Source organism: Bordetella ansorpii, from assembly GCF_900078705.1.
Taxonomy (GTDB): Bacteria; Pseudomonadota; Gammaproteobacteria; order Burkholderiales; family Burkholderiaceae_B; genus Bordetella; species Bordetella ansorpii_A.
Genome location: NZ_FKIF01000010.1, coordinates 569,220 through 590,426 on the forward strand (window position 1 = coordinate 569,220; position 21,207 = coordinate 590,426).

Genomic DNA, 21,207 nt, shown 5'->3' on the forward strand with positions numbered 1-21,207 from the left:
CTGGGATGACCATTACTTCAGCAGCATGGATGCCAGCAGCGACCGGCGCGTTTCCTCGTCGAGCTTCAAAACGCTTTTTGGTGCCGGGCGAGGTTTGATATCAGGGTACTTGTCTACCAGCTTGCGTCGAGAAAGATCAAAGGTGGTTTCTCGCCCCGATGCCGAAGTGGTCGTCGCTTTGAGCACTCCGTTGGCAGACACGGTAACGGTCGTCTTGCCCCATTTCGTGGAAGCGGGGATGACAGTGACGACCTGGCTCTTGCCCGGTGAGGTTTGGGGCGCAGGTCTGGTCACCTTGCGCGCCGGTTGCGCGGCCTTCGCCGTGGCTTTTTTGGCAGCCCCGCCAACACTTGTGGCTTTCTTTGCCGCAGGTGCTTTTTTTGCCGTAGTCATCATACTCGCCTTGTTCCGTGCTGTGCTTCAAATCATAAGCTCAAGCCAAGCCGAGTGTCATCCACTGTGATATTTCTGCTGCACGCGCAATCGGCTCACTCCAGCTCGTAGCGGTAACTGAAATCTGCATGGAATCCGCCATCGGCCGGTCCGATGGCGAACTCGATGACGGGCTCTTCGCTGCCGTCGATCATCGCGTAGCCCGCCAGCACTTCCACGCCGTACATGCCATTAGGCAACGCGAACGAGGGCCGGTGATCTTTCAGGTGGGGCAGGCGGCTGTCCCACTGCTGCAGGTACGGGATGGTGAAGAGAAAGATGCGCTCGCTGGTGACGTCCAGCAGGTAACCGGCCTGCCGGTGCACGATGCGATGCCGTGCCGATTCCAGAACCGGCTTGCCGCTGCGGTTGAAAATCACCGTATACGGATGGTTGGCGATGCCGGGCAAAGGCAGCAGCGCGCCTTCTTCGACGATCCGGTCGCCGAGTTCCGTGGTGATCATCGGCGTGAGCATGTCGTCGTCGATGGCGTGCCTGTTCTTGAAGTCCTGGACGGTCTGGAGGTCACCCAGCAGAAAGTAGTCCTGCAGGTCGTTCAAGACCTCGTCGCAGATTCGTATCTGTTCGGTGACGTCCACTCTCATGGGGGCATGCCTCGTGGGGAATCAGTACCGCCGCACGTGCGACAGCATCTCGTGCACATCATGCGACAGGATGGCCAGCAAGGCCACCAGCGCCAGGTACGCGCAGCCATACGTCAGCTTGCTTTCCAGCGTGGCCGCGCCGTAGTAGGCCTGGTTCTCGGGCAGCTTCGGGTCGTACTTGAACGCCTTGATGGCATTGGGCAGGGCCAGGATCGCCACCAGGATCAGGATCGGGCTGGGCGACCAGAAGAACAGGCCCACCAGCACCGGCACGCCCAGCAGCCAGACGCGCGGCGACAGCACCGCGGTGATGCGGCCGCCATCCAGCGGCGACACGGGAATCAGGTTGAACAGATTGATGAAGAAACCCGAATAGGACAGCGCCAGCAACAGGTCGCTGCCGGTATCGCGCGCGGCGAAATAGCAGGCCAGCGATGCGAGGGTGCCGGCCAATGGCCCGCCCAGGCCGACATAGGCCTCGGTTTCGGCATCGTGCGGCATGTCCTTCAACTGGATCCAGGCGCCCACGAACGGAATGAAGGTGGGCGCGCCGACCTCCAGGCCGCGCTGGCGGGCCGCCACGTAGTGGCCCATCTCGTGCACGAAGATCAGCAGCACGAAGCCCGCCGCGTAGCGCCAGCCGAATACCAGCGCATACGCACCGATCGACAGCAGCATGGTGCCGCCGGTCGTCAGCAGCTTGCCGAACTTCAGGAACTTCAGTCCGGAAAACAGCAGCAGCAGCAGCTTCATCGCGCGCTCAGGCCGGGGTTTGGGGCGTCTGGTGCTTCTTGCCGCGCAGGCGGCGGATGAGGGGCATGATGACGGCGGCCACGGCAATGAAGCCCACCTTGGCGAACTTGGCCAGGAAGGCGGCGATCACCGCGAACAGACCCAGCTTCTTGGCCGCCACGCCCGCCACCAGCGCCGCCAGGCCGTATTCGGCGACCTTGTCGGTGGACGAATTGAAGTCGGCGTAGCGTTTGCCTTCGACGTAGCTGATGTTGTCCAGCAGGGACAGCGCCACGGACTTGTCCGCCGGCAACTGGCTCTGGCTGGTGATCAGGTCCACCGAGATGTAGCCGTCACGGCCCAGCGCATAGGTGTTGTAGTTGACGGTGGGGTCCTCGTCCGGGCCGTTCTTGTTCTTGGCCAGCGCCGACCACACCAGGCGGTGCGAGGCGGCGTCGTACTTCGGCACCTCGGTCCAGCCGCCCACGACGATTTCATCGAAACCGCGTTCGCGCCGCGCCTTGTTGGCCTCTTCGGTGCCGTCCTTCAGGCTTTGCAGCAGTTCGTCGGTATCCCAGTCGCGGGCATCGTCTTCCTTGATGTAGCCGGCCTTCTCGAAATCGATGGTGGCCAGCCACTGGCCTTCGCCGGTGGGCAGCACCAGGCCCATCATGTCGGGGTTCGTGCCGTTGCCATGGGCCTGCATCAGGCGCTGCGCCTGCGCTTTCGGCACGAACACCATCCGGGCCGGCAGTTTCAGCGTGGCCTGGTCGTCCAGCTCGATGTCGGCCGGGCCTTCCTGCGCGGCGGCCATCGCGGCCTGCGAGGCAGCGTCGATCTCTTTCTGGGCGGCGGCATTCTGGGCCGCGGTGATCGTGGGAGCGAAGGCGGCGGACAGGGAGATGGCAAGCGTCAGGCTGCGGAGCAGGGCGCGCATAGGGTTTTCAGGTCTCGGTAGGGAAAAGGGGCTCCATTGTCCAAGCCCGCGACTTTCAATTTTCTGAAAGCTCGCGGGCCGTTTGCTACCGGATCTGTCTGAATCCGCGCCGTGGAAACGGACGGTATCGAAGGCGTGTCAGCCTTTTACACGCACGATCTTCTGGACCTGCGGAACGTGCCGGACGGCGCGGATGACCTGGGCCAGGTGCTTGCGGCTGTCGACCTGCACGGTAAGGTGCAGCGAGACCGTGGAGACCGCATCGTCGTGCATGGTGACGTGCACGATGTTGGCGTCGGCCGCGGTGACTTCCGCCGCCAGCCGGCCCAGCACGCCGCGCTCGTTGCGCGTGATGATGTCCAGCCGGGTGGACAGGTGCTTGGCGGTCTGGCTGTCCCAGGCCACCGGCACCCAGCGTTCCGGCTCGCGCGCTTGCGCGCGGATGGCGACGGGGCAGTCGGTGGTATGCACCACGACGCCCTGGCCCAGCCGCATGCCGGCGATGATGGGATCGCCGGGCAGGGGGCCGCAGCAGGTGGCCAGTTGCACCGCCTGGCCTTCGTTGCCCTGGATGAGGATGGGGGCGGCGCGGGCGGAGGTGATTTCGTCGACGGCGGCGGCCGTGGTGGCCACCAGCGGATTGTCGGGCGTGAAGCGGCGCGCCACCACGGCCGCCAGGCGCTTGCCCAGGCCGATGTCGGCGAGGATCTCGTCGCGCGAACTGGCGCCGGTGCTGCGCGCCAGTTTTTCCCATTGGGGATCGTCGGCGGACGGCAGCGTCAGGTGCAGGGCCTGGAACGCCTGCGCGAGCAGGCGCTCGCCGAAGCCGACGGACTCTTCGTACTTGACCGTGCGCAGGTAGTGGCGGATCTCGGAGCGCGCGCGGCCCGTGCGCACGTAGTTGAGCCATTGCGCGTTGGGCCGCGAGGCCGGCGACGTGATGATCTCGATCGTGTCGCCGCTGTTGAGTTCGGTGCGCAGCGGCACGAACTCGTTGTTGATCTTGGCCGCGACCGCCTGGTTGCCGATGTCGGTATGGATGGCGTAGGCGAAGTCGACCGGCGTGGCGCCGCGCGGCAGCGAGATGATCTTGCCGCGTGGCGTGAAGACGTAGACGGCATCCGGGAACAGGTCGACCTTGACGTGTTCGAAGAACTCGCCCGAGTCGCCCGTCTGGCTCTGGATGTCCAGCAGCGACTGCAACCACTGGTGCGTGCGTTTCTGCAGGTCGTTCAGGCTGAGTTCGTCTTCCTTGTACAGCCAGTGCGACGCCACGCCTTCCTCGGCGACGTGGTGCATGTCGCGCGTGCGGAACTGGAACTCGACCGGCGTGCCGTAAGGACCCACCAGCGTGGTGTGCAGCGACTGGTAGCCGTTGACCTTGGGGATCGCGATGTAGTCCTTGAACTTGCCCGGCACCGGGCGGTACAGCTGGTGCAGTGTGCCCAGCGCCAGGTAGCACTCGGGCAGCGTATGCACGATGACGCGAAAGCCGTAGATGTCGAGCACTTCGGAGAAGGACTTCTTCTGCTCCAGCATCTTGCGGTAGATGCCGTAGAGCGTCTTTTCGCGGCCCGTGACCTCGGCTTCGATGCCGGCGGCGGGCAGGGCGGTACGCACCGCGTCCTCGATCTTGCCGATGACCTCGCGCCGGTTGCCGCGCGCCGCCAGCACGGCGCGATACAGCACCTGGTAGCGGTTGGGGTGAATGGCTGCGAAGCAGAGGTCCTGCAGCTCGCGGAACAGCAGGTTCAGGCCCAGGCGATGCGCGATGGGTGCGTAGATTTCCAGCGTTTCGCGCGCAACGCGGCGACGCTTCTCGGCGCTGACGGCCTCGAGCGTGCGCATGTTGTGCAGGCGGTCGGCCAGCTTGATGAGGATGACGCGCACGTCCCGCGCCATGGCCAGCAGCATCTTGCGGAAGCTTTCCGCCTGCTGCTCGGCCTTGGTGGCGAAGTCCAGCCTTTCGAGCTTGGACAGGCCATCGACCAGTTCAGCCACTTCCGGGCCGAACTTCTCGGCCAGTTCCTGCTTGGTGATGCCCTGGTCTTCGATGACGTCGTGCAGCAGCGCGGCCGACAATGCGTTGGCATCGAGCTTCCAGCCGGCACAGATCTCGGTGACCGCGATGGGATGCGAAATGTAGGGCGAACCGCTGGCGCGGAACTGGCCCAGGTGGGCCTGGTCGGCGAAGCGATAGGCCTCGCGTACGCGTTCGACGTCTTTGGGGTCGAGATAGCTGCCGATGATTTCGGTCAGCGGCGCCAGCGAGGCGACCGGCGAGGCGACGGGCTCCGCCGCCTGTGCCGCGGCGTTGTTGCCGACGGCAGGGTGCTTGCGTTCGGATCGTCGGCCAAGCCGCGAACCGGCGCGTAGCGCGGCCAGCAGTCCAGACGATGCGTGTCTCAGTCCGGGAAATGCCATGCCGCGCCTCGCGGGCCCGATCAGGTCGGGACTTTGCGGAGCATTTCCAGGCCGGTCAGGCCCGAAGCGATTTCACGCAGCGCGGTCACGGTCGGCTTGTCCTTGGTGTCCAGGCGCGGGGCGTGGCCCTGGGCCAGCTCGCGGGCGCGGTACGTGGCGGCCAGCGTGAGCTTGAAGCGGTTGGGGATCTGGTTCAGACAATCTTCGACAGTAATGCGGGCCATGGACGATACCTGGAGGGACGACGGATGGAAGGAAGGGATGCGCGGCGGGAAGGGCTGCTAGTGCGCCGCGGGGATGCCCAATTGCGCGAACAACGGGGCATTGCGGGCGGCCTGGGAAGCAAAGCGCAACCGGGCGGCACTGATTACTTGGCCCAGCTCGGACAACGCTACGCTAAATTCTTGATTAATAATAACATATTCGCATTCAGGCGCATGGGCGATCTCGCCGCCGGCAGCCAGCAGGCGGCGCTCGATCACAGCGGCGTCATCCTGGCCGCGCGCCTTCAGGCGGGCGGCCAGTTCCTCGATGGAGGGCGGCAGGATGAAGATGCCGATGGCCTGCGGATAGCGTTGCTTGACCTGGCGGGCGCCTTGCCAGTCGATTTCCAACAGCACGTCCTGGCCGGCGGCCGTGGCCGCGTCGATGCGATCGCGCGGCGTGCCATAGAAATTGCCATGCACTTCCGCCCATTCCAGCAAGGCTTCTGCCTGGCGCAACTGCGTAAATGCTTCTGTTGTGACGAAACGGTACTCGCGCCCGTCGGCCTCGCCCGGACGCGGCTGCCGCGTGGTGCACGAAATCGACAGGATGATGGAAGGATCACGGTCGAGCAGGGCGCGAACCAGGCTCGATTTGCCGGCGCCGCTGGGGGCGACGACCATGAACACGTTTCCGGGCGGATGGGTCATGTGGCTGAAACAAGAACGGCAAGACACGAAGAATAGCAAATCGGCAGGCCGTGTTGCGGATTGTCGGCAAGTCCGGGGCCGTTGCTGCTAGGATGCGCCGATTCCCCTGCCAATGAATTCCCCCTGCCGAAGAATAAGGAGATGGGCATGCACACGAACGATCAACCCGCCAGGGTGGCCCTGGTCACCGGCGCCGGTACCGGCATCGGCCGCGCCGTGGCCCTGGAGTTCCTGGCGCGCGGCTACCGCGTAGTGCTGGCCGGACGCCGGCCCGAGCCGCTCGAACACACCCGCGTGGCGGCGGGCGACGACAGCGCCCGCGCGCTGGTGGTGCCCACCGACGTGACCCGCGAGGCCTCGGTGCGCGAACTGTTCGACGAAACCCAGCGCGCCTATGGCCGGCTGGACGTGCTGTTCAACAATGCGGGGCGAGGCGCGCCGGCGGTGCCGATCGAGGAACTGCCGGTGGAAACCTGGCGCGAGGTGGTCGACACCAACCTCACCGGCATGTTCCTGTGCGCGCAGGCGGCCATCCGCCTGATGAAGGCGCAGAACCCGCGCGGCGGCCGCATCATCAACAACGGATCGATTTCGGCGCATGCGCCGCGGCCGTATTCCATCGCCTATACGGCGACCAAGCACGCCGTGACGGGGCTGACCAAGTCGATCTCGCTGGATTGCCGCCAGGACGGCATCGCCTGCGGGCAGATCGACATCGGCAATGCCGTGACGGAGATGACCGACCGCATGGCGGCCGGCATTCTCCAGGCCGACGGCAGCACGCGCGTCGAGCCGCGCATGGACGTGGGCCACGTGGCCCGCGCGGTGGCGGAAATGGCCGCGCTGCCGCTGGATGCCAACGTGCAGTTCATGACGATCATGGCCACGACCATGCCCTTCGTGGGGCGGGGGTAGGCCCGGCGCTGCGGCGCCCCGGGCGGCCCTCAGGGGCGGCCGGCGCTGGCGACCCGCGTTTCGCTGCCCTTCAGGTAGCGGCGCGCGCCCGCATAGTTGCGGTGCCAGTACGTGTTGTCCAGGCGGTCGACGCGAACCGAGTCGCCCCGGCTGGGCGCATGCACGAATTCGCCGCGGCCGATGTACATGCCGACGTGCGAGATGCCGCCACGGCGGCCGCGCGTGGTGAAGAACACCAGGTCGCCGGGCTGCAGTTGCGTGCGGGCGACCGCCTTGCCGGTCTTGCGCTGGGCACGCGCCGTGCGGGGCAGGGTCACGCCGGCGATCTCGCGATACACGAACAGCACCAGGCCGCTGCAATCGAAACCGTCTTCGGGATCGTCGCCCCCCCACGAGTACGGGGTGCCGATGGCGTCCATGCCCGCGCGCACGACCATGTCGCGCAGCGTCGGAACGGTGGCCTCACCGACCAGGCGCAGGCCTTCGAGGCTGGCGCGGGCGGGCGGGTTCGAAAGGGTGGCTTGGGCGGGAAGCGACAGCAGGCTCAAGGCGAGGGCTGAGGCGGCCAGCGGAAAAGTAAGCGGAATCGTGAATGATTTTTTTCGCTGTGGCGGAGTCATTGGACGTCGGGCAAGAGAGCGCGGATGACGGCGGCTAGCGAGGGGAAGCCGGCGCAAATGAAGAAGATGGCGGCGTGTTGCGCCGAAGCATCCTGAAAGTTGTGACGATTATAGGGGTATAAAGTTTCATTGCGTTCGTCATATTTCATGAAGTATTTCCAATCCATTTCAGAAGCCCGGGCATGGGAACGGACCCTTGCTGCCTGCGGGTCCGTCCCCATGACGCCTAGAAGCTGCCGCGCAGCCCCACCAGCACGGCGCGGCCGCCTTGCGGCGCCACGTCACGCAGCACCGAGGTCGCGTAGCGGATGTCCTGGTTCGTCAGGTTGATACCGCGCAGGTAGGCCTGCCATTGCGTGGCGTTCAGCTTGAAGCGGTACCCGAGGCTGCCGTCCAGGCTGTAGTAGCCGGCGGTCGAGGTGTCTTCGTCGGGACGGCGATGCTGGGAGAAGGCCTTGGACACGCTGACGCCGGCGTCGAACGGGCCGTAGCCGTAATCCAGCGCCACGCGCAGGCGCAGCGGCGGGATGCGGGGCAGCGGCTCGCCGGTATCCAGATTGCGGGCCAGGGTGTAGTCGCCTGTCAGGCCCAGGTCCAGCCGGTGGCCGTTGCGCTCCAGCACGCGGGTCACGCTCTCTGCTTCGATACCGTAGAACTGGGCGCGCACGCCGCGGTAGCGGGCTTCGGGCAGCGCGTCGTCGGTGCTGGCGTCCACCACGTCGCCGTCGTCGCTGCGATAGCGTCCGGTATTGAATTCGCCCAGGTAGTTGGCGAAGCGGCTGTAGAACACGCCGATGCTGCCGTGGTTGGCATTCTGCCTGTAGCGCAGCGCCAGGTCGGCGGACCAGGCTCGCTCCTTGCCCAGGCTCTGATCGCCTGTCAGGAACTGGCCCGTGGCCTCGTGCGGGCCGTTGGAGTACAGCTCGTAGAACGTGGGCGCGCGTTCGGTGTAGGCGCCGTTGGCCGCCACGGACCAGATCGGATCCAGCTTGTAGACCGCGCCCAGCGAGGCGCTGCCCGCGGTGAAGTCGCGTTCCTCCGAGCCGTCGAAGCGTGCGTTGCCGCCAGCGGTGGGCGACAGGCGCGTGTGGTCCGCGCGGGCGCCGGCCGACAGCGTCAGGCGGTCGTTCACCTTCCATTCCTCGACCAGGAACAGCGCCATGCTGTCGGTGTCGGTGGTGGGCACCAGGGCCTCGTCGCCCAGGGCCGAGAACCTCGTCTGGCCGAATTGCAGGCCGATGGCGCCGTGCACCGGGCCCAGGTCGGCGTGGCGCGCTTCCAGGCGGGCTTCGTAGCCGCGGTTCTTGAAGATCGTGCCGGTCTCGCCGTCCTCGATCTCCTTGTGCTGGTAATCGGTGTAGGCGAAATTGGCCTTCACGCTCTTGATGAAGCCGTCCAGGTCGCGGATTTCGCCGGCCATGCCGAACCGTTCCTGGCGCATGCGGATGCGCACGGCGGACTCGGCCACCGAGCCGTATTCGGATTCGAAGCCGCTGTACGAGATGCCGCCATAGCCGTGGTCGCCGGTGATGGACAGGCCGAACGCGCCGCCGTCGTCGTGGCCGTCGCTGTTGGGCAGTCGGTCGCGCGCCTGGTCTTCATCGGCGGGGTCCAGCGCGCGTTGCGACGCGCTGTGGGCATAGCCCGGAATGCGCAGCTCACCGGTCTTGCGGCCGTAGACGTCGGCATGGATGGCAACGGTGCCGTTGCCGCCCTCGACCTGTACGCCGCCGTTGCGGTCCTGGCTGCCGCTGCCGTAGCTGCCCGCCACAGTGCCCTGCACGCCGTCGATGGGTTCCATGGGGATGCGGTTGTCGATGGTGTTGACCACGCCGCCGATGGCGTTGCCGCCATACATCAGCGCGGCGGGGCCGCGCAGGATCTCGACGCGGTCGGCCGACAGGGGGTCCTGCGGCACGGCATGGTCGAACGACAGCGAGGACGCGTCCAGCGTGCCGACGCCGTTCTGCATCAGGCGGATGCGGTCGCCGTCCATGCCGCGGATGATGGGGCGGCCCACCATGGGGCCGTAGGTGGTGGTGGAGATGCCGGGCAGGCCATTGAGCGTCTCGCCCAGGGTGGCGCCACGGCGCAGATCCAGTTCCTTGCCCTGCACCACCGTGGAGGGCGAGGACAGTTCGTCGCTGCCCAGCGGGTTGCCGGTGACGATGACCGGGGCCAGCGCGATGCCGCTGCCCGCGTCGCTCTGGGCGTGGGCGCAGGCGCTGGCCAGGGCGAGGGCCAGCGCGAGGGGGGTGAGGGACAGGCGCGCGGCGGCGCGGGCCGCGCGGGGCGCGGACGGAATTCGGTTTTGCATGGTCGATGTGATCCAGGAGTGAACGGCTGCCCGGGCGGCTCCCGGTTCCAGTCGATGCGCCGACGGGTCGCGTGTCGGCGCGTCTCGTGCCGGAACTTCCAGGGAACGGCAGCGCGGGGCGGGCAGCGCGGGGGGAAGGCGCTTGCGGACGTTTCAGGCCTGGACCGGCGGGGCGCGCGGGTGGAACCAGCGCGGCGCGGCCGTGCCGGGACTCGGCGCACTGGCCAGGACCGGCGGCAGGGCGCGTGGCGTGGCGGCCGGCAGCAAGGGCGGCGTGCTGGGCAGTGCGCTGCCCAGTTCATGCCAGGCCGCGCAGAGCTCGCATTGGTCGTCGTGGTGCGTCGCCGGCGCGTCGTCCCGGGTGCTGGCGGCGGTGCTGGCCACGTGCGACAGCACGTGCAGCGTCGCCGCCGCGGGCGTGCCCAGGATGCAGGCCAGCAGCCACAGCAGCGCCGCCAGGCGAGCCAACGGCTGCCTGGGCAGGAACGCAAGAGGGCCGATGCGGCGCACGGGCATGACGGGAGAGGCAGTGGTAAGTTTTGTAATGATATATTGTTCTTTTTTGAAAAGCGACCGCCGCATCGGAGCGTGCATACGGCGGTCGGCCGGCTCGGGCATAATCGGCCACAAGTTCGCCGCGCCGGCGCACGCCGGCACGGCGCTTCAGGAGCCGAATCGATGATGCACGCTGCCCCCGGACCGAACACCCTGCGCCGGCCCGATCCCATTCCGTTCCAGACTTTCGACGACGCCCGCGCGGCGGTCGAGCGCCTGATCCACATCTACGACCGCAACACTTCCTTCCTGCGGCAGGTTTTCCAGGACGTGCTGGCCCGCACCGACGAAGCGGGCCGCGCCCGCGTGTATTACCCCGCGGTGCGCATCACCGTGGGCACCCATGACCTGATCGATTCGCGCCTGTCGTACGGGCATGTGGCCGAGCCGGGCGCCTACCAGACCACCATCACGCAACCCATCCTGTTCCGCGATTACCTGGAACAGCAGATCCGCCTGCTGTTGCAGAACCATGGCACGGCGGTCGAGGTGGGCGAGTCGGACATGCCGATTCCGCTGCATTTCGCCTTCCCGGATGGCGCGTACGTGGAAGGCGAGCACCTGGAGAAGCTGGGCCGCCCGCTGCGCGACGTGTTCGACGTGCCCGACCTGGCGGTGACGGACGACGCCATCGTCAACGGCACCTGGCGCGGGCAGGCGGGCGAACGCCGCCCGCTGGCGCCGTTCACCGCCACGCGCGTGGACTATTCGCTGCATCGCCTGCAGCACTACACCGCGACGGCGCCCGCGCATTTCCAGAACTACGTGCTGTTCACCAATTACCAGTTCTACGTCGACGAGTTCTGCGCCCGGGCCCGCGCGATGATGGCGTCGGGCGAGGGCGATTACGAGGCCCTGGTCGAGCCGGGCAACCGCATCACGCGCCGGGGCGATGCCGAGCCTCCGACGCCCGGCATGGCGCGGTTGCCGCAGATGCCGGCCTATCACCTGGTGCGGCCGAATCATTCGGGCATCACGCTGGTGAACATCGGGGTGGGGCCGTCCAATGCCAAGACGATCACCGACCACATCGCCGTGCTGCGTCCGCATGCCTGGCTGATGCTGGGGCACTGCGCGGGCCTGCGCGATTCGCAGCGGCTGGGCGATTACGTGCTGGCGCACGGTTATGTGCGCGACGACCATGTGCTGGATGCCGACCTGCCCACCTGGGTGCCCGTGCCGCCGCTGGCCGAGGTGCAGGTGGCGCTGGAGCAGGCGGTGGAAGAGGTGGCGGGGCTGTCGGGCTGGGACTTGAAGCGCATCATGCGCACCGGCACGGTCGCCACCATCGACAACCGCAACTGGGAACTGCGCGACCAGGGGGAACTGGTGCAGCGTTTCGCGCAGTCGCGCGCCATCGCGCTGGACATGGAGTCGGGCACGATCGCCGCCAATGGCTTCCGGTTCCGCGTGCCGTACGGCACCTTGCTGTGCGTGTCCGACAAACCCCTGCATGGCGAGCTGAAGCTGCCCGGGATGGCCAGCGCGTTCTATCGCCGGCAGGTCAACCAGCACCTGGAGATCGGCATCCGCGCGTTGGAACTGTTGCGTGAAATGCCGCCCGAGCGGCTGCACTCGCGCAAGCTGCGCACGTTCATGGAGACGGCGTTCCAGTAAGTAAGCGCGCTTGCCGGTGGCTCAGCCAAACGTGCCGGCATCCGGGTAGTACAGCCGGCAACTTTCGCGCAACGCCGCCGAAAACAGGCGTTCCGCCGCGCGGGGCGCCGTGCCCGCGCGGCTGTAGAGCGCGGTGGGCGGCGGACTCCAGTTGAACGAGTAGGGGATGATCGCCACGCCGGTCACCCGGCCCAGTTCTTCCGCGATGTCCGCCGGCAGGATCGAGATGGCGCGTTCGCTGGCGCTGATCATTTCGCCGATCAGGCGGGGCGATCCGCTCTCTGCCACCGGCATGGGGGGCGGTACGCCCGCGCCCAGGAACAGGTCGGTCAGTTGCGCGCGCATGCCGGTCTGCGGCGCGCCCAGGATCCAGTCCAGTTCCGCCAGCCTGCGCCAGTCCAGGCGATGGCGTCCCAGTTGCGCGGCCAGGCGGCGGCTGGCGATCAGGCGGGGGGGCTGGCGGTACAGCGTTTCGAAGGCGAGCTGCGACAGGTCCAGGCCGGCGACCGCGGGGCCGATCACCAGATCCAGCGTGTGATCGCGCAGTTGCGTCAGCAGTTGCGCGATGGCGCCTTCGTGCAGGGTGACCGTCAGGCGCTGGCCATCGGGACGGGCCTGGTGCACGGCGGCCGACAGGATGCGGCCGGGAATGAATGGGGTGACGCCCACGTGCAGGTGGGCGGCGTGGCCGGCGGCCACCGCGTCCATGTCGTCGACCATGCGCTGCAGGTCCTGCAGCATGGCCTGGGCGCGGCCCAGCACCACCTCGCCCAGGGCCGTAGGGGTCATGCCACGCACCGACCGCTCGAACAGGGGGGCGCCGAACATGCCTTCCAGCTCGGTCAGGGTATTGGTGAGTGCCGGCTGGCTGATGGCCATGCGCTCGGCCGCCCGGGTCAGCGAGCCATGCTGCCGAATCTGTAACAAAAGCGCCAGGTGCCGCATCTTCAGGCGGGCCGTCAGGCGCCGCGCGGCCTCGCTGGACGGAAGGTCAGCCATGGGGACAGGTCAAAGCATTAGGAATAAGTGATGGAATCATAGCAAAACCAAATAATCACCTTATGGATGGGGCGTAGCATTGTCACCGGTTCGTCATTTCATTTACACAATCGGACGTCATGAACACCAACAATCGCCAAGCCGCCCTCGATTACCACGAGTTTCCCAAGCCCGGAAAGATCGCCGTCAACGCCATCAAGCCGCTGGTCACCCAGCGCGACCTGGCGCTGGCCTACTCGCCCGGCGTGGCGGCGGCCTGTGAAGAGATCGTCGACGATGCGGCCAATGTCTTCCGGTACACCGGCCGGGGCAACCTGGTGGGCGTGATCACCAATGGCACGGCGGTGCTGGGCCTGGGCAACATCGGGGCGCTGGCGTCCAAGCCGGTGATGGAAGGCAAGGCGGTGCTGTTCAAGAAGTTCGCCGGCATCGACGTGTTCGACATCGAGATCAACGAGACGGATCCGGACAAGCTGGTCGACATCATCGCGGGCCTGGAGCCGACGTTCGGCGGCATCAACCTGGAAGACATCAAGGCGCCGGAGTGCTTCACGGTCGAGCGCAAGCTGCGCGAGCGCATGAGGATCCCGGTCTTTCACGACGACCAGCACGGCACGGCCATCACGGTCAGCGCGGCGTTCATCAACGGCCTGAAGGTCGTGGGCAAGGACATCGGGCAGGTCAAGGTGGTCACCTCGGGCGCGGGCGCGGCGGCGCTGGCCTGCCTGGACCTGATGGTGGACCTGGGCCTGCCGCTGGAGAACATCTGGGTGACGGACATCGAGGGCGTGGTCTACGAAGGCCGCACGACGCTGATGGACCCGGACAAGGCACGCTACGCCAAGCCCACCGGGGCGCGCAAGCTGGCGGAAGTGATTGCCGGCGCGGACGTGTTCCTGGGCCTGTCGGCGGGCGGGGTGCTCAAGCCGGAAATGGTGGCCACGATGGCCGCCAACCCCCTGATCCTGGCGCTGGCCAACCCGACGCCGGAGATCCTGCCGGAAGTGGCGCACGCGGTGCGCGACGACGTGGTGATGGCCACGGGCCGTTCGGACTATCCGAACCAGGTCAACAACGTGCTGTGCTTTCCGTACATCTTCCGTGGCGCGCTGGACGTGGGCGCGACCACCATCACGCGCGAGATGGAGATGGCGGCGGTGCTCGCCATCGCCAAGCTGGCGCAGGAAGAGCAGAACGAAGTGGTGGCGGCCGCCTACGGCACCTACGACATCTCGTTCGGCCGCGATTACCTGATTCCCAAGCCGTTCGACCCGCGCCTGATCGTGCGCATCGCGCCGGCGGTGGCCAAGGCGGCCATGGACGGCGGCGTGGCCACGCGCCCGCTGGCCGACCTGGATGCCTACGTCGAACAGCTGCAGCAGTTCGTGTATCACTCCGGCGCGTTCATGAAGCCGCTGTTCGGCGCGGCCAAGCGCATGGTGCGCGAGGGCGCCAAGTCGCGCATCGTGTTCACCGAGGGCGAGGACGAGCGCGTGCTGCGCGCCGTGCAGGTGATCGTCGACGAGAAGCTGGCGCGTCCCATCCTGGTGGGCCGTCCGCAGGTGCTGATGTCGCGCATCGAGAAGTACGGTCTGCGCCTGCGCCTGGGCCAGGACGTCGAGGTGACCAACCCCGAGTACGACGAGCGCTTCCACCAGTACTGGACGACGTACTGGGAGCTGATGTGCCGCCGCGGCATCACCAAGGAAATGGCGCGCGTGGAGATGCGCCGCCGCCTGACGCTGATCGGCGCGATGATGCTGCACCTGGGCGATGCCGACGGCATGGTCTGCGGCACGGTGGGCGAGTACCACGAACACCTGCGCTTCATCGACGAAGTGATCGGCAAGCGTCCGGGCGCCAAGACCTACGCCGCCATGAACATCCTGCTGCTGAACGAGCGCACGGTGGCGCTGGTGGACACGCACGTCAACGACAACCCCACGGCCGAGCAGATCGCGGAATTCACCGTGGCGGGCGCACGCCAGATGACGCAGCTGAACCTGGCGCCCAAGGTGGCGTTGCTGTCGCGCTCGAACTTCGGCACCGGCAGCTCGGCTTCGGGCGGCAAGATGCGCGAGGCGCTGGAACGGGTGCGCCAGGCCGCGCCCGACGTGGAGATCGACGGCGAGATGCATGGCGACTGCGCGCTGGACGAGGCGCTGCGCATGCGCCTGCTGCCGTCGTCCACGCTCAAGGGCGAGGCCAATCTGCTGGTCTGCCCGAACGTGGACTCGGGCAACATCGCGTACAACCTGCTGAAGGCGACGGCGGGCGCGAACGTGGCCATCGGCCCGTTCCTGCTGGGCGTGAACGCCCCGGTGCACATCCTGACCTCCAGCGCCACGGTGCGCCGTATCGTGAACATGGCGGCGCTGACCGTCATCGACGCGAACCGGGTCGAGCAGCCGGCGGGCTGAGGGACATCGCCGGGCAAGCGCCGTGAGCGTTTCGCGGCGTATCCGGCGGGCATGAAGAACGATGACGCAGAGGCCGATCTTGATTCCGTTCCTCTTTCACGCGTCACGGCGGGATCTCTCTGTATGCGCCCGCACTTATTCCACGGTTTCCGCCTGGTCCCGGCCGCGGTTCGTGGCGTCGCACCCGCGGGACCTGCCGGCGCACCGCTTCGACCCGCAGCGGCATCAGCCCGAACACGCGGCGTGGATGGTGTCCCATTTCTCGCTGGACGGCTACCCGGCCGAAGCGGCGGGCGCGGCAATGGCTGGCCCAGGCCACCTCCGAGGAGCTGCGCGAACATGCCGCAGTGGACCTGCTGGCCGCGTACGGCCCTGAATTGCGGCGGCAGGCGACGGCGCTGGACATCACGGTGCGCGGCCATGCCATGGCGACGCCCGGGATTGACAGGCCCTGGCCGGCCCTGCCGTCAGCGCCTGAACCACAGTATCGACAGCGTGCACGCCGACACCATCAACAGGGCCGCCAGGCCCGCCAGCAACGCGCCGATCTCGGTTTCGCGCTTTTCCAGCGCCAGCCGCGTGGTCAGTTGCTTGTAGACCTGGCCCAGGTCGGCCGCGGATCCCGCCTGGAAGTACTCGCCGCCCGTCAGCTTGGCCACGGCGCGCAGGGTGGTCTCGTCCAATTGCATGAAGAACGACCAGCCGTCGTCCAGGGTGGCCGAGCCCTTGGGCGTGCCGAAGCCCACGGTGTAGACGCGCACGCCTCGGTCGGCGGCCAGGCGCGCGGCCTCCATGGGATCGGGGCCGGTGGTGCGCCGGCCGTCGCTCAGCAGGATGATGGCGCCATTGGTGTACGAACCGGGCGGCACCGGCTCGCGCTGGGCCGGGCGTTCGCGCGCGGCCTGGGCCTGGCCCAGCGGCATGGGCTTGCCATTTCCTTGCGGCGGCACGTTCTCGAAGCGCATGGCGCTGGCGTCGATGCCGTCATCGGGAAACAGCGTGGCCAGGGCCATCAGCAGGCCGCTGCCGGTGGCCGTGCCGCGTTGCAGTTCAAAGCGGTCGATGGCGTCGATCATGTCCTGCTTGAATTCGGTGGGCGCCTGCACCAGCGTGGCGGCCGCCGCGAAGGACACGATGCCCACGCGGGCGCTGGACGGCAACTGGGCGACGAAGGCGCGCGCGGCTTCCTGCGCGGCGACCATTCGGGTGGGGGGAATGTCGGTGGCGTCCATGCTGCGTGACACGTCCATCGCCAGCATCAGCGTGTAGGCGTCGGACGGCAGGGTGACCGTGGCGCTGGGCCGGGCGCACGCCAGCAACGCCGCGCCCAGGGCCAGCAGGAACAGCGCGGGAGGAATATGGCGGCGCAGCCGCTGGCCGGGGCCCATGGCCGCGCGCGGCAACGCCAGGCTGGCGTAGATGACGGCGGCTTTTTTGCGCCGGGCCAGTATGTAGACGTATGCCGCCGCCAGCGCAGGAAGGACCAGCAGCAGCCAAAGCATGTCGGGCCAGAGAAACTGCATGCAGTGCTCCTTGGCGCAGGGGTAGGACGATGGTACTGTAGTTCGACGGCGGCGCGGAGCTTCGGCATCGATGAAACGGGTTGCGAAATTCGGATGGGCGGCAGCAGGCCTTGCCTTGGCCTTCGCAGCCGGTCTTGCATGCACCTGGCTGGTGCAGCCGGCGCCGCACACCCTGACGCAGGACGACATCGACGCCGCGGTGTTGCATACCCTGCAAACCAAAAGTCTGCCCTCGCGCACCGCGCGCGCCGCGGCCGTGGTCCGGCAATCGGTGGTCGAGATCCAGGGTTTTCCCGATGAAGATCCGCCCAGGGCCGACGCCCCGGGCGCCGCCGACAAGCCCGCTGCCGACAGGAAACCCCCACGCAAGCCCCAGGCGCGCGCGAAGAACGAGCGCGCCGACAAGGCCGGCGCGGGCGACAAGCCCCCCGAAGCCCCCAGGCCCCAGATGCGCAACGTGGGTTCCGGCGTGGTCGTCACGGAAGAGGGCATGATCCTGACCAACTATCACGTGGTGGCCGGCGCGCGCCGGCTGCTGGTCACGTTCCACGACGGACAGGAGTCCGAGGCCACGCTGGTCGGCGCCACGCCCGAGAAAGACCTGGCCGTGCTGCGGCCCCGATCCATTCCCGATGATCTGCCGGCCGCCACGCTGGGCTCCAGCCGCAACCTGTCGCCGGGCGACGAGGTGGTGGCGATCGGCTTTCCGTTCGGCATCGGGCCGTCGGTGTCGGCGGGCGTGGTGTCGGGCCTGAACCGCGAGTTCGTCTCGGCGGAACACAAGCAGAACCTGTCCGACCTGATCCAGTTCGACGCGGCGGCCAACCCTGGCAACTCGGGCGGGCCGCTGGTCGACATGAACGGCGAGGTGGTGGGCATCGTCACCGCCATTCTCAATCCCACGCAGAGCGGCACCTTCGTCGGCATCGGTTTCGCCACCACCATCGAAAGCGCCGGCAGCGCCGTCGGTTTCTCTCCTTTCTAGACACGGAATTCCATGAACGACACAGCCTTCAATACCGTGGGCGGCGACCCTCTGATGGAACGCCTGCTGTTCGAGGTCAAGCGCGTGGTGGTCGGGCAGGATCACTTCCTGGAGCGGGTGCTGGTGGCCATCCTGGCGCGCGGGCATCTGCTGGTGGAAGGCGTGCCGGGCCTGGCCAAGACACTGACCGTGAACACGCTGGCGCAGACCATGCGCGGCGTGTTCAAGCGCATCCAGTTCACGCCCGACCTGCTGCCGGCCGATCTGGTCGGCACGCGCATGTACAACCAGCGCACCGGCGAGTTCTCCACGGTGCTCGGCCCCGTGTTCGCCAATCTGCTGCTGGCCGACGAGATCAACCGGGCGCCGGCCAAGGTGCAGAGCGCCTTGCTGGAGGTCATGCAGGAACGCCAGGTGACGATTGCGGGCGAGACGCATGCGGTGCCGTCGCCGTTCCTGGTGATGGCCACGCAGAATCCCATCGAGACCGAGGGCACCTATCCCCTGCCCGAGGCGCAGGTCGACCGCTTCATGATGAAGGTGCTGGTGGACTATCCCAGCGAGGAAGAAGAGGTGGTCATCGTCAACCGCGTGACGGGGCCGCGCATCATGGTCAACGCGCTGGCCACGCCGGACCAACTGGCGGCGTTGCAGGCCGAATGCCGGCAGGTCTACGTGGATCCGGAACTGGTGCAGTATGCGGTGCGGGTGGTGGCGGCCACGCGCAAGCCGTCCTTGTGCGGGCTGGACGAACTGGCGCGCCATGTGTCGTACGGCGCCAGCCCGCGCGCCACCATCGGCCTGGTCGAAGGGGCGCGCGCCCTGGCGCTGCTGCGCGGCCGGAAGTATGCGCTGCCGCAGGACGTGGTGGATCTGGTGCCCGACGTCCTGCGCCACCGGCTGGTGTTGACCTACGAGGCGCTGTCGGAAGGCATCGATGCCGACCAGTTGATCGCGCGCATCCTGCGGGCCGTGCCCGTGCCGGAACGTCCCCTGGAATCCCATGTTCGGGTGGCGGCGGAATAAGCGGGCGGCTCCCCCGCCAGCCGTGCCGGCCGATATCGCATCGGCCGCGGATGCCGACGCCTTGCTGCAACGCCTGGAATGGACGGTGGTGCGGCGGCTGGACGGGCTGCTGCAGGGCGACTACCGCACGCTGCTGCGCGGCTTCGGCCTGGACGTGGCGGACCTGCGTGAGTACCGTCCCGGCGACGACGTGCGCCATATCGACTGGAATGCCACGGCGCGCCTGTCGTCGCCGCACGTGCGCGAGTTCCAGGAAGACCGCGAGGTGGCGGCCTGGTTCCTGCTGGACCTGAGCGGGTCGGTGGACTTCGGTTCGGGCGCGGTGCGCAAGCGCGCCATGCTGGACGATTTCACCGCGGTGATGGCGCGGCTGCTGGTCAAGCATGGCAATCGCATCGGCGCGGTGCTGTATGGCGGGGCGGGCCAGGCGCCGTCGGTGGTGCCGGTGCGCGCGGGGCGGCGTCATCTGCTGCATCTGCTGTCGCGCATGCGCGCCACGCGGGCGGCGGCCTCAAAAGGCGGGAAGAAGGCCCAGGCCGAGGGGGGTACTCGGCTGGCGGACCTGCTGGCCCACGCGCAGGCGGTGGCCACGCGGCGCGGCGTGGTGTTCGTGGTGTCCGACTTCATCAGCGAGCCTGGCTGGGAGGCGCCGCTGGGCATGCTGGCGCGGCGCCATGAGGTGGTGGCGGTGCGTCTGGTCGATCCGCTGGAACTCAGCCTGCCGGACCTGGGCCTGGTCGTGCTGCAGGATGCCGAGAGCGGCGAGCAGATGTTCGTCGATACGCACGATGCGGGCTTTCGCAAGCGTTTCGAGGCGGCGGCCGAGTCACGCGAGGCCGGCTTGCGCGAGGTCTTCGCGCGGGCAGGGGTGGACTGCCTGGTGCTGCCGACCGATGCGCGGCTGGACCTGGCCTTGCTGCGGTTCGCGCGCCAGCGCAGCCGCGAGCGCGGCGGGCGGCGCGGGCCCCCGGTCGCGACGCCCGGCGCGGGCACTCCCGGCCGCGCGCCGATGGCCGGCCTGGCTGGCGGGCAAGCCTGGATGCGGCCGGCCCAGGAGCGCCGGCCATGAACGCGCTTCCCGAATTCAGCTTCATCTGGCCGCGCCTCTTGTGGCTGCTGTGCCTGGCGCCGGTGCTGGCCGGGCTTTATGCATGGCACGCGCGGCGCAACCGCCAGGCCATGCGTTTTCCTGCCTTGCAGGCCGCGGGGCTGGTCGTGCAAGGGGGATCGCGCTGGCGGCGGCATGTCCCGCCGCTGCTGGCATTGCTGGCGGTGGCGGCGTTGCTGGTGGCGACGGCCCGGCCGCAGGCCATGCTGCGGTTGCCGTCGAAGGTGCAGACCGTGATCCTGGCCATGGACATGTCCGGCAGCATGCGCGCCGAAGACGTCAAGCCCAGCCGCATGCAGGCCGCCCGGCAGGCGGCGAAGGCCTTCGTGGCGGAGCAGCCCGCCGGCGTGCGCGTGGGCGTGGTGGCCGTGGCCGGCACGGCGGCGGTGGCCCACCCGCCCAGCCGCCGCAAGGACGAGGTGAGCGCCGCCATCGACCGCTTGCAGCCGCAGCGCGGTTCGGCCCTGGGCAACGGGCTGGCCATCGCATTGAGCACGCTGCTGCCGCGCGGCACGGTCGACACCTCCGAGTTCCTGAATCCGCAGGCGGGGCCACCCAACCGTTCGCCGCGCGAGCCGGCCGCCGGCGCCAGCGCGGGCGCTGCCCGCCCCGGGCAGGGCGCCGACTACGAAGGCCCGCCGCCGAGCCGCCAGGAGGCCGCGCCAGGGTCGTACGAGCCGGGCGCGATCGTGCTGATGTCCGACGGAGAGAGCAATGCCGGACGGGACGTCCTGCAGGCGGCCGAGCTGGCGGCCCGGCACGGCGTGCGCATCTACACCGTGGGCATCGGCACCGCCGAGGGGGCGGTGCTGTCCGTCGAGGGCTGGTCCGCGCGGGTGCGGCTGGACGATGCCGTGTTGAAGAAGGTTGCCGATGTCACTGGCGCGTCCTACTTCCGGGTGGACGACGCCAAGGGACTGAAGCAGGTCTATCGGTCGTTGAGCGCCCGCCTGGCCTACGACCGCACGAACATGGTCGAGATCACGGCCGTCTTCACCGCGCTGGGGGCTCTGCTGGCGGCTTGCGCGGCCATGCTGTCACTGTGGTGGTTCGGCCGGGTGGTATAGCGTCGCGCGGT

Annotated in this window: 20 protein-coding genes; 7 read left to right on the plus strand and 13 right to left on the minus strand. The window is 67.9% G+C overall.

What is annotated here, in order from left to right:
• Positions 1-12: 12 nt before the first annotated feature.
• The 7 genes from A6745_RS28890 to gmk all read right to left on the minus strand — a co-directional run bounded on the left by A6745_RS28890 (position 13) and on the right by gmk (position 6,044).
• Complete coding sequence (locus tag A6745_RS28890; protein ID WP_156513567.1) at positions 13-396, minus strand: hypothetical protein; 384 nt, start codon at positions 394-396, stop codon at positions 13-15.
• 92 nt (positions 397-488) lie between these two features.
• A complete protein-coding gene (locus A6745_RS26945; RefSeq protein WP_066134466.1) occupies positions 489-1,037 on the minus strand; it encodes a hypothetical protein in 549 nt (182 codons plus the stop codon).
• 21 nt (positions 1,038-1,058) lie between these two features.
• The gene (locus tag A6745_RS26950) at positions 1,059-1,790 is read right to left on the minus strand and encodes a site-2 protease family protein (protein WP_066134469.1); all 732 of its coding nucleotides are present in this window, start codon (positions 1,788-1,790) and stop codon (positions 1,059-1,061) included.
• 7 nt (positions 1,791-1,797) lie between these two features.
• The gene (locus A6745_RS26955) at positions 1,798-2,706 is read right to left on the minus strand and encodes a DUF2167 domain-containing protein (protein ID WP_066134472.1); all 909 of its coding nucleotides are present in this window, start codon (positions 2,704-2,706) and stop codon (positions 1,798-1,800) included.
• Positions 2,707-2,844: 138 nt separating this feature from the next.
• Positions 2,845-5,130 carry a RelA/SpoT family protein gene (locus A6745_RS26960; RefSeq protein WP_066134475.1) on the minus strand — a complete coding sequence of 762 codons (2,286 nt, stop codon included), beginning with the start codon at positions 5,128-5,130 and terminating at the stop codon, positions 2,845-2,847.
• Positions 5,131-5,150: 20 nt separating this feature from the next.
• Complete coding sequence (rpoZ, locus tag A6745_RS26965; protein WP_025516363.1) at positions 5,151-5,354, minus strand: DNA-directed RNA polymerase subunit omega; 204 nt, start codon at positions 5,352-5,354, stop codon at positions 5,151-5,153.
• 57 nt (positions 5,355-5,411) lie between these two features.
• Positions 5,412-6,044 carry a guanylate kinase gene (gmk, locus tag A6745_RS26970; RefSeq protein ID WP_156513583.1) on the minus strand — a complete coding sequence of 211 codons (633 nt, stop codon included), beginning with the start codon at positions 6,042-6,044 and terminating at the stop codon, positions 5,412-5,414.
• Between the two features lie 147 nt (positions 6,045-6,191).
• Between gmk and A6745_RS26975 the strand changes: the two genes are divergently transcribed.
• Positions 6,192-6,959, plus strand: coding sequence for an SDR family oxidoreductase (locus tag A6745_RS26975; protein ID WP_066134481.1), 768 nt, complete (start codon positions 6,192-6,194; stop codon positions 6,957-6,959).
• Between the two features lie 29 nt (positions 6,960-6,988).
• On the opposite strand, the gene A6745_RS26980 is transcribed toward A6745_RS26975, so the two are convergent.
• From A6745_RS26980 to A6745_RS26990, 4 genes are all read right to left on the minus strand, one after another.
• Positions 6,989-7,579: a C40 family peptidase gene (locus A6745_RS26980; protein ID WP_066134485.1), complete on the minus strand. Its 591-nt coding sequence runs from the start codon at positions 7,577-7,579 to the stop codon at positions 6,989-6,991.
• Positions 7,576-7,728 (minus strand): hypothetical protein, encoded by a 153-nt coding sequence (locus A6745_RS28895; RefSeq protein ID WP_156513568.1) that lies wholly within the window; start codon positions 7,726-7,728, stop codon positions 7,576-7,578. Before A6745_RS28895 ends, A6745_RS26980 begins: the two co-directional genes overlap by 4 nt.
• Positions 7,729-7,805: 77 nt before the next feature.
• Positions 7,806-9,896: a TonB-dependent receptor gene (locus A6745_RS26985; protein WP_066134490.1), complete on the minus strand. Its 2,091-nt coding sequence runs from the start codon at positions 9,894-9,896 to the stop codon at positions 7,806-7,808.
• Positions 9,897-10,049: 153 nt separating this feature from the next.
• Positions 10,050-10,412 carry a hypothetical protein gene (locus A6745_RS26990; RefSeq protein ID WP_066134491.1) on the minus strand — a complete coding sequence of 121 codons (363 nt, stop codon included), beginning with the start codon at positions 10,410-10,412 and terminating at the stop codon, positions 10,050-10,052.
• 165 nt (positions 10,413-10,577) lie between these two features.
• Here A6745_RS26990 and A6745_RS26995 point away from each other — a divergent pair, with 165 nt between their 5' ends.
• Positions 10,578-12,068: an AMP nucleosidase gene (locus A6745_RS26995; protein WP_066134905.1), complete on the plus strand. Its 1,491-nt coding sequence runs from the start codon at positions 10,578-10,580 to the stop codon at positions 12,066-12,068.
• Positions 12,069-12,089: 21 nt separating this feature from the next.
• Here A6745_RS26995 and A6745_RS27000 read toward each other — a convergent pair whose 3' ends face one another.
• Positions 12,090-13,067, minus strand: a complete 978-nt coding sequence (locus A6745_RS27000; RefSeq protein WP_066134496.1) for a LysR substrate-binding domain-containing protein — start codon at positions 13,065-13,067, stop codon at positions 12,090-12,092.
• Between the two features lie 119 nt (positions 13,068-13,186).
• On the opposite strand from A6745_RS27000, the gene A6745_RS27005 reads away from it, so the two are divergent.
• Entirely contained in the window at positions 13,187-15,487 is a 2,301-nt protein-coding gene (locus tag A6745_RS27005; RefSeq protein ID WP_066134497.1) for an NADP-dependent malic enzyme, read from the plus strand.
• Between the two features lie 467 nt (positions 15,488-15,954).
• On the opposite strand, the gene A6745_RS27010 is transcribed toward A6745_RS27005, so the two are convergent.
• Entirely contained in the window at positions 15,955-17,010 is a 1,056-nt protein-coding gene (locus tag A6745_RS27010) for a VWA domain-containing protein (protein WP_066134499.1), read from the minus strand.
• A 70-nt stretch (positions 17,011-17,080) separates the two neighbouring features.
• On the opposite strand from A6745_RS27010, the gene A6745_RS27015 reads away from it, so the two are divergent.
• The 4 genes from A6745_RS27015 to A6745_RS27030 are packed head-to-tail and all read left to right on the plus strand — an operon-like array spanning position 17,081 to position 21,196.
• Positions 17,081-17,995 (plus strand): S1C family serine protease, encoded by a 915-nt coding sequence (locus A6745_RS27015; protein WP_066134502.1) that lies wholly within the window; start codon positions 17,081-17,083, stop codon positions 17,993-17,995.
• A gap of 12 nt (positions 17,996-18,007) precedes the next feature.
• Positions 18,008-19,021: an AAA family ATPase gene (locus A6745_RS27020; protein WP_066134509.1), complete on the plus strand. Its 1,014-nt coding sequence runs from the start codon at positions 18,008-18,010 to the stop codon at positions 19,019-19,021.
• On the plus strand, positions 18,999-20,090 hold the full coding sequence (locus A6745_RS27025) for a DUF58 domain-containing protein (RefSeq protein ID WP_082853322.1): 1,092 nt from the start codon (positions 18,999-19,001) through the stop codon (positions 20,088-20,090). Before A6745_RS27020 ends, A6745_RS27025 begins: the two co-directional genes overlap by 23 nt.
• The gene (locus tag A6745_RS27030; protein ID WP_066134512.1) at positions 20,087-21,196 is read left to right on the plus strand and encodes a VWA domain-containing protein; all 1,110 of its coding nucleotides are present in this window, start codon (positions 20,087-20,089) and stop codon (positions 21,194-21,196) included. The genes A6745_RS27025 and A6745_RS27030 overlap by 4 nt, the downstream gene beginning before the upstream one ends.
• The last annotated feature ends 11 nt before the right edge of the window (positions 21,197-21,207 follow it).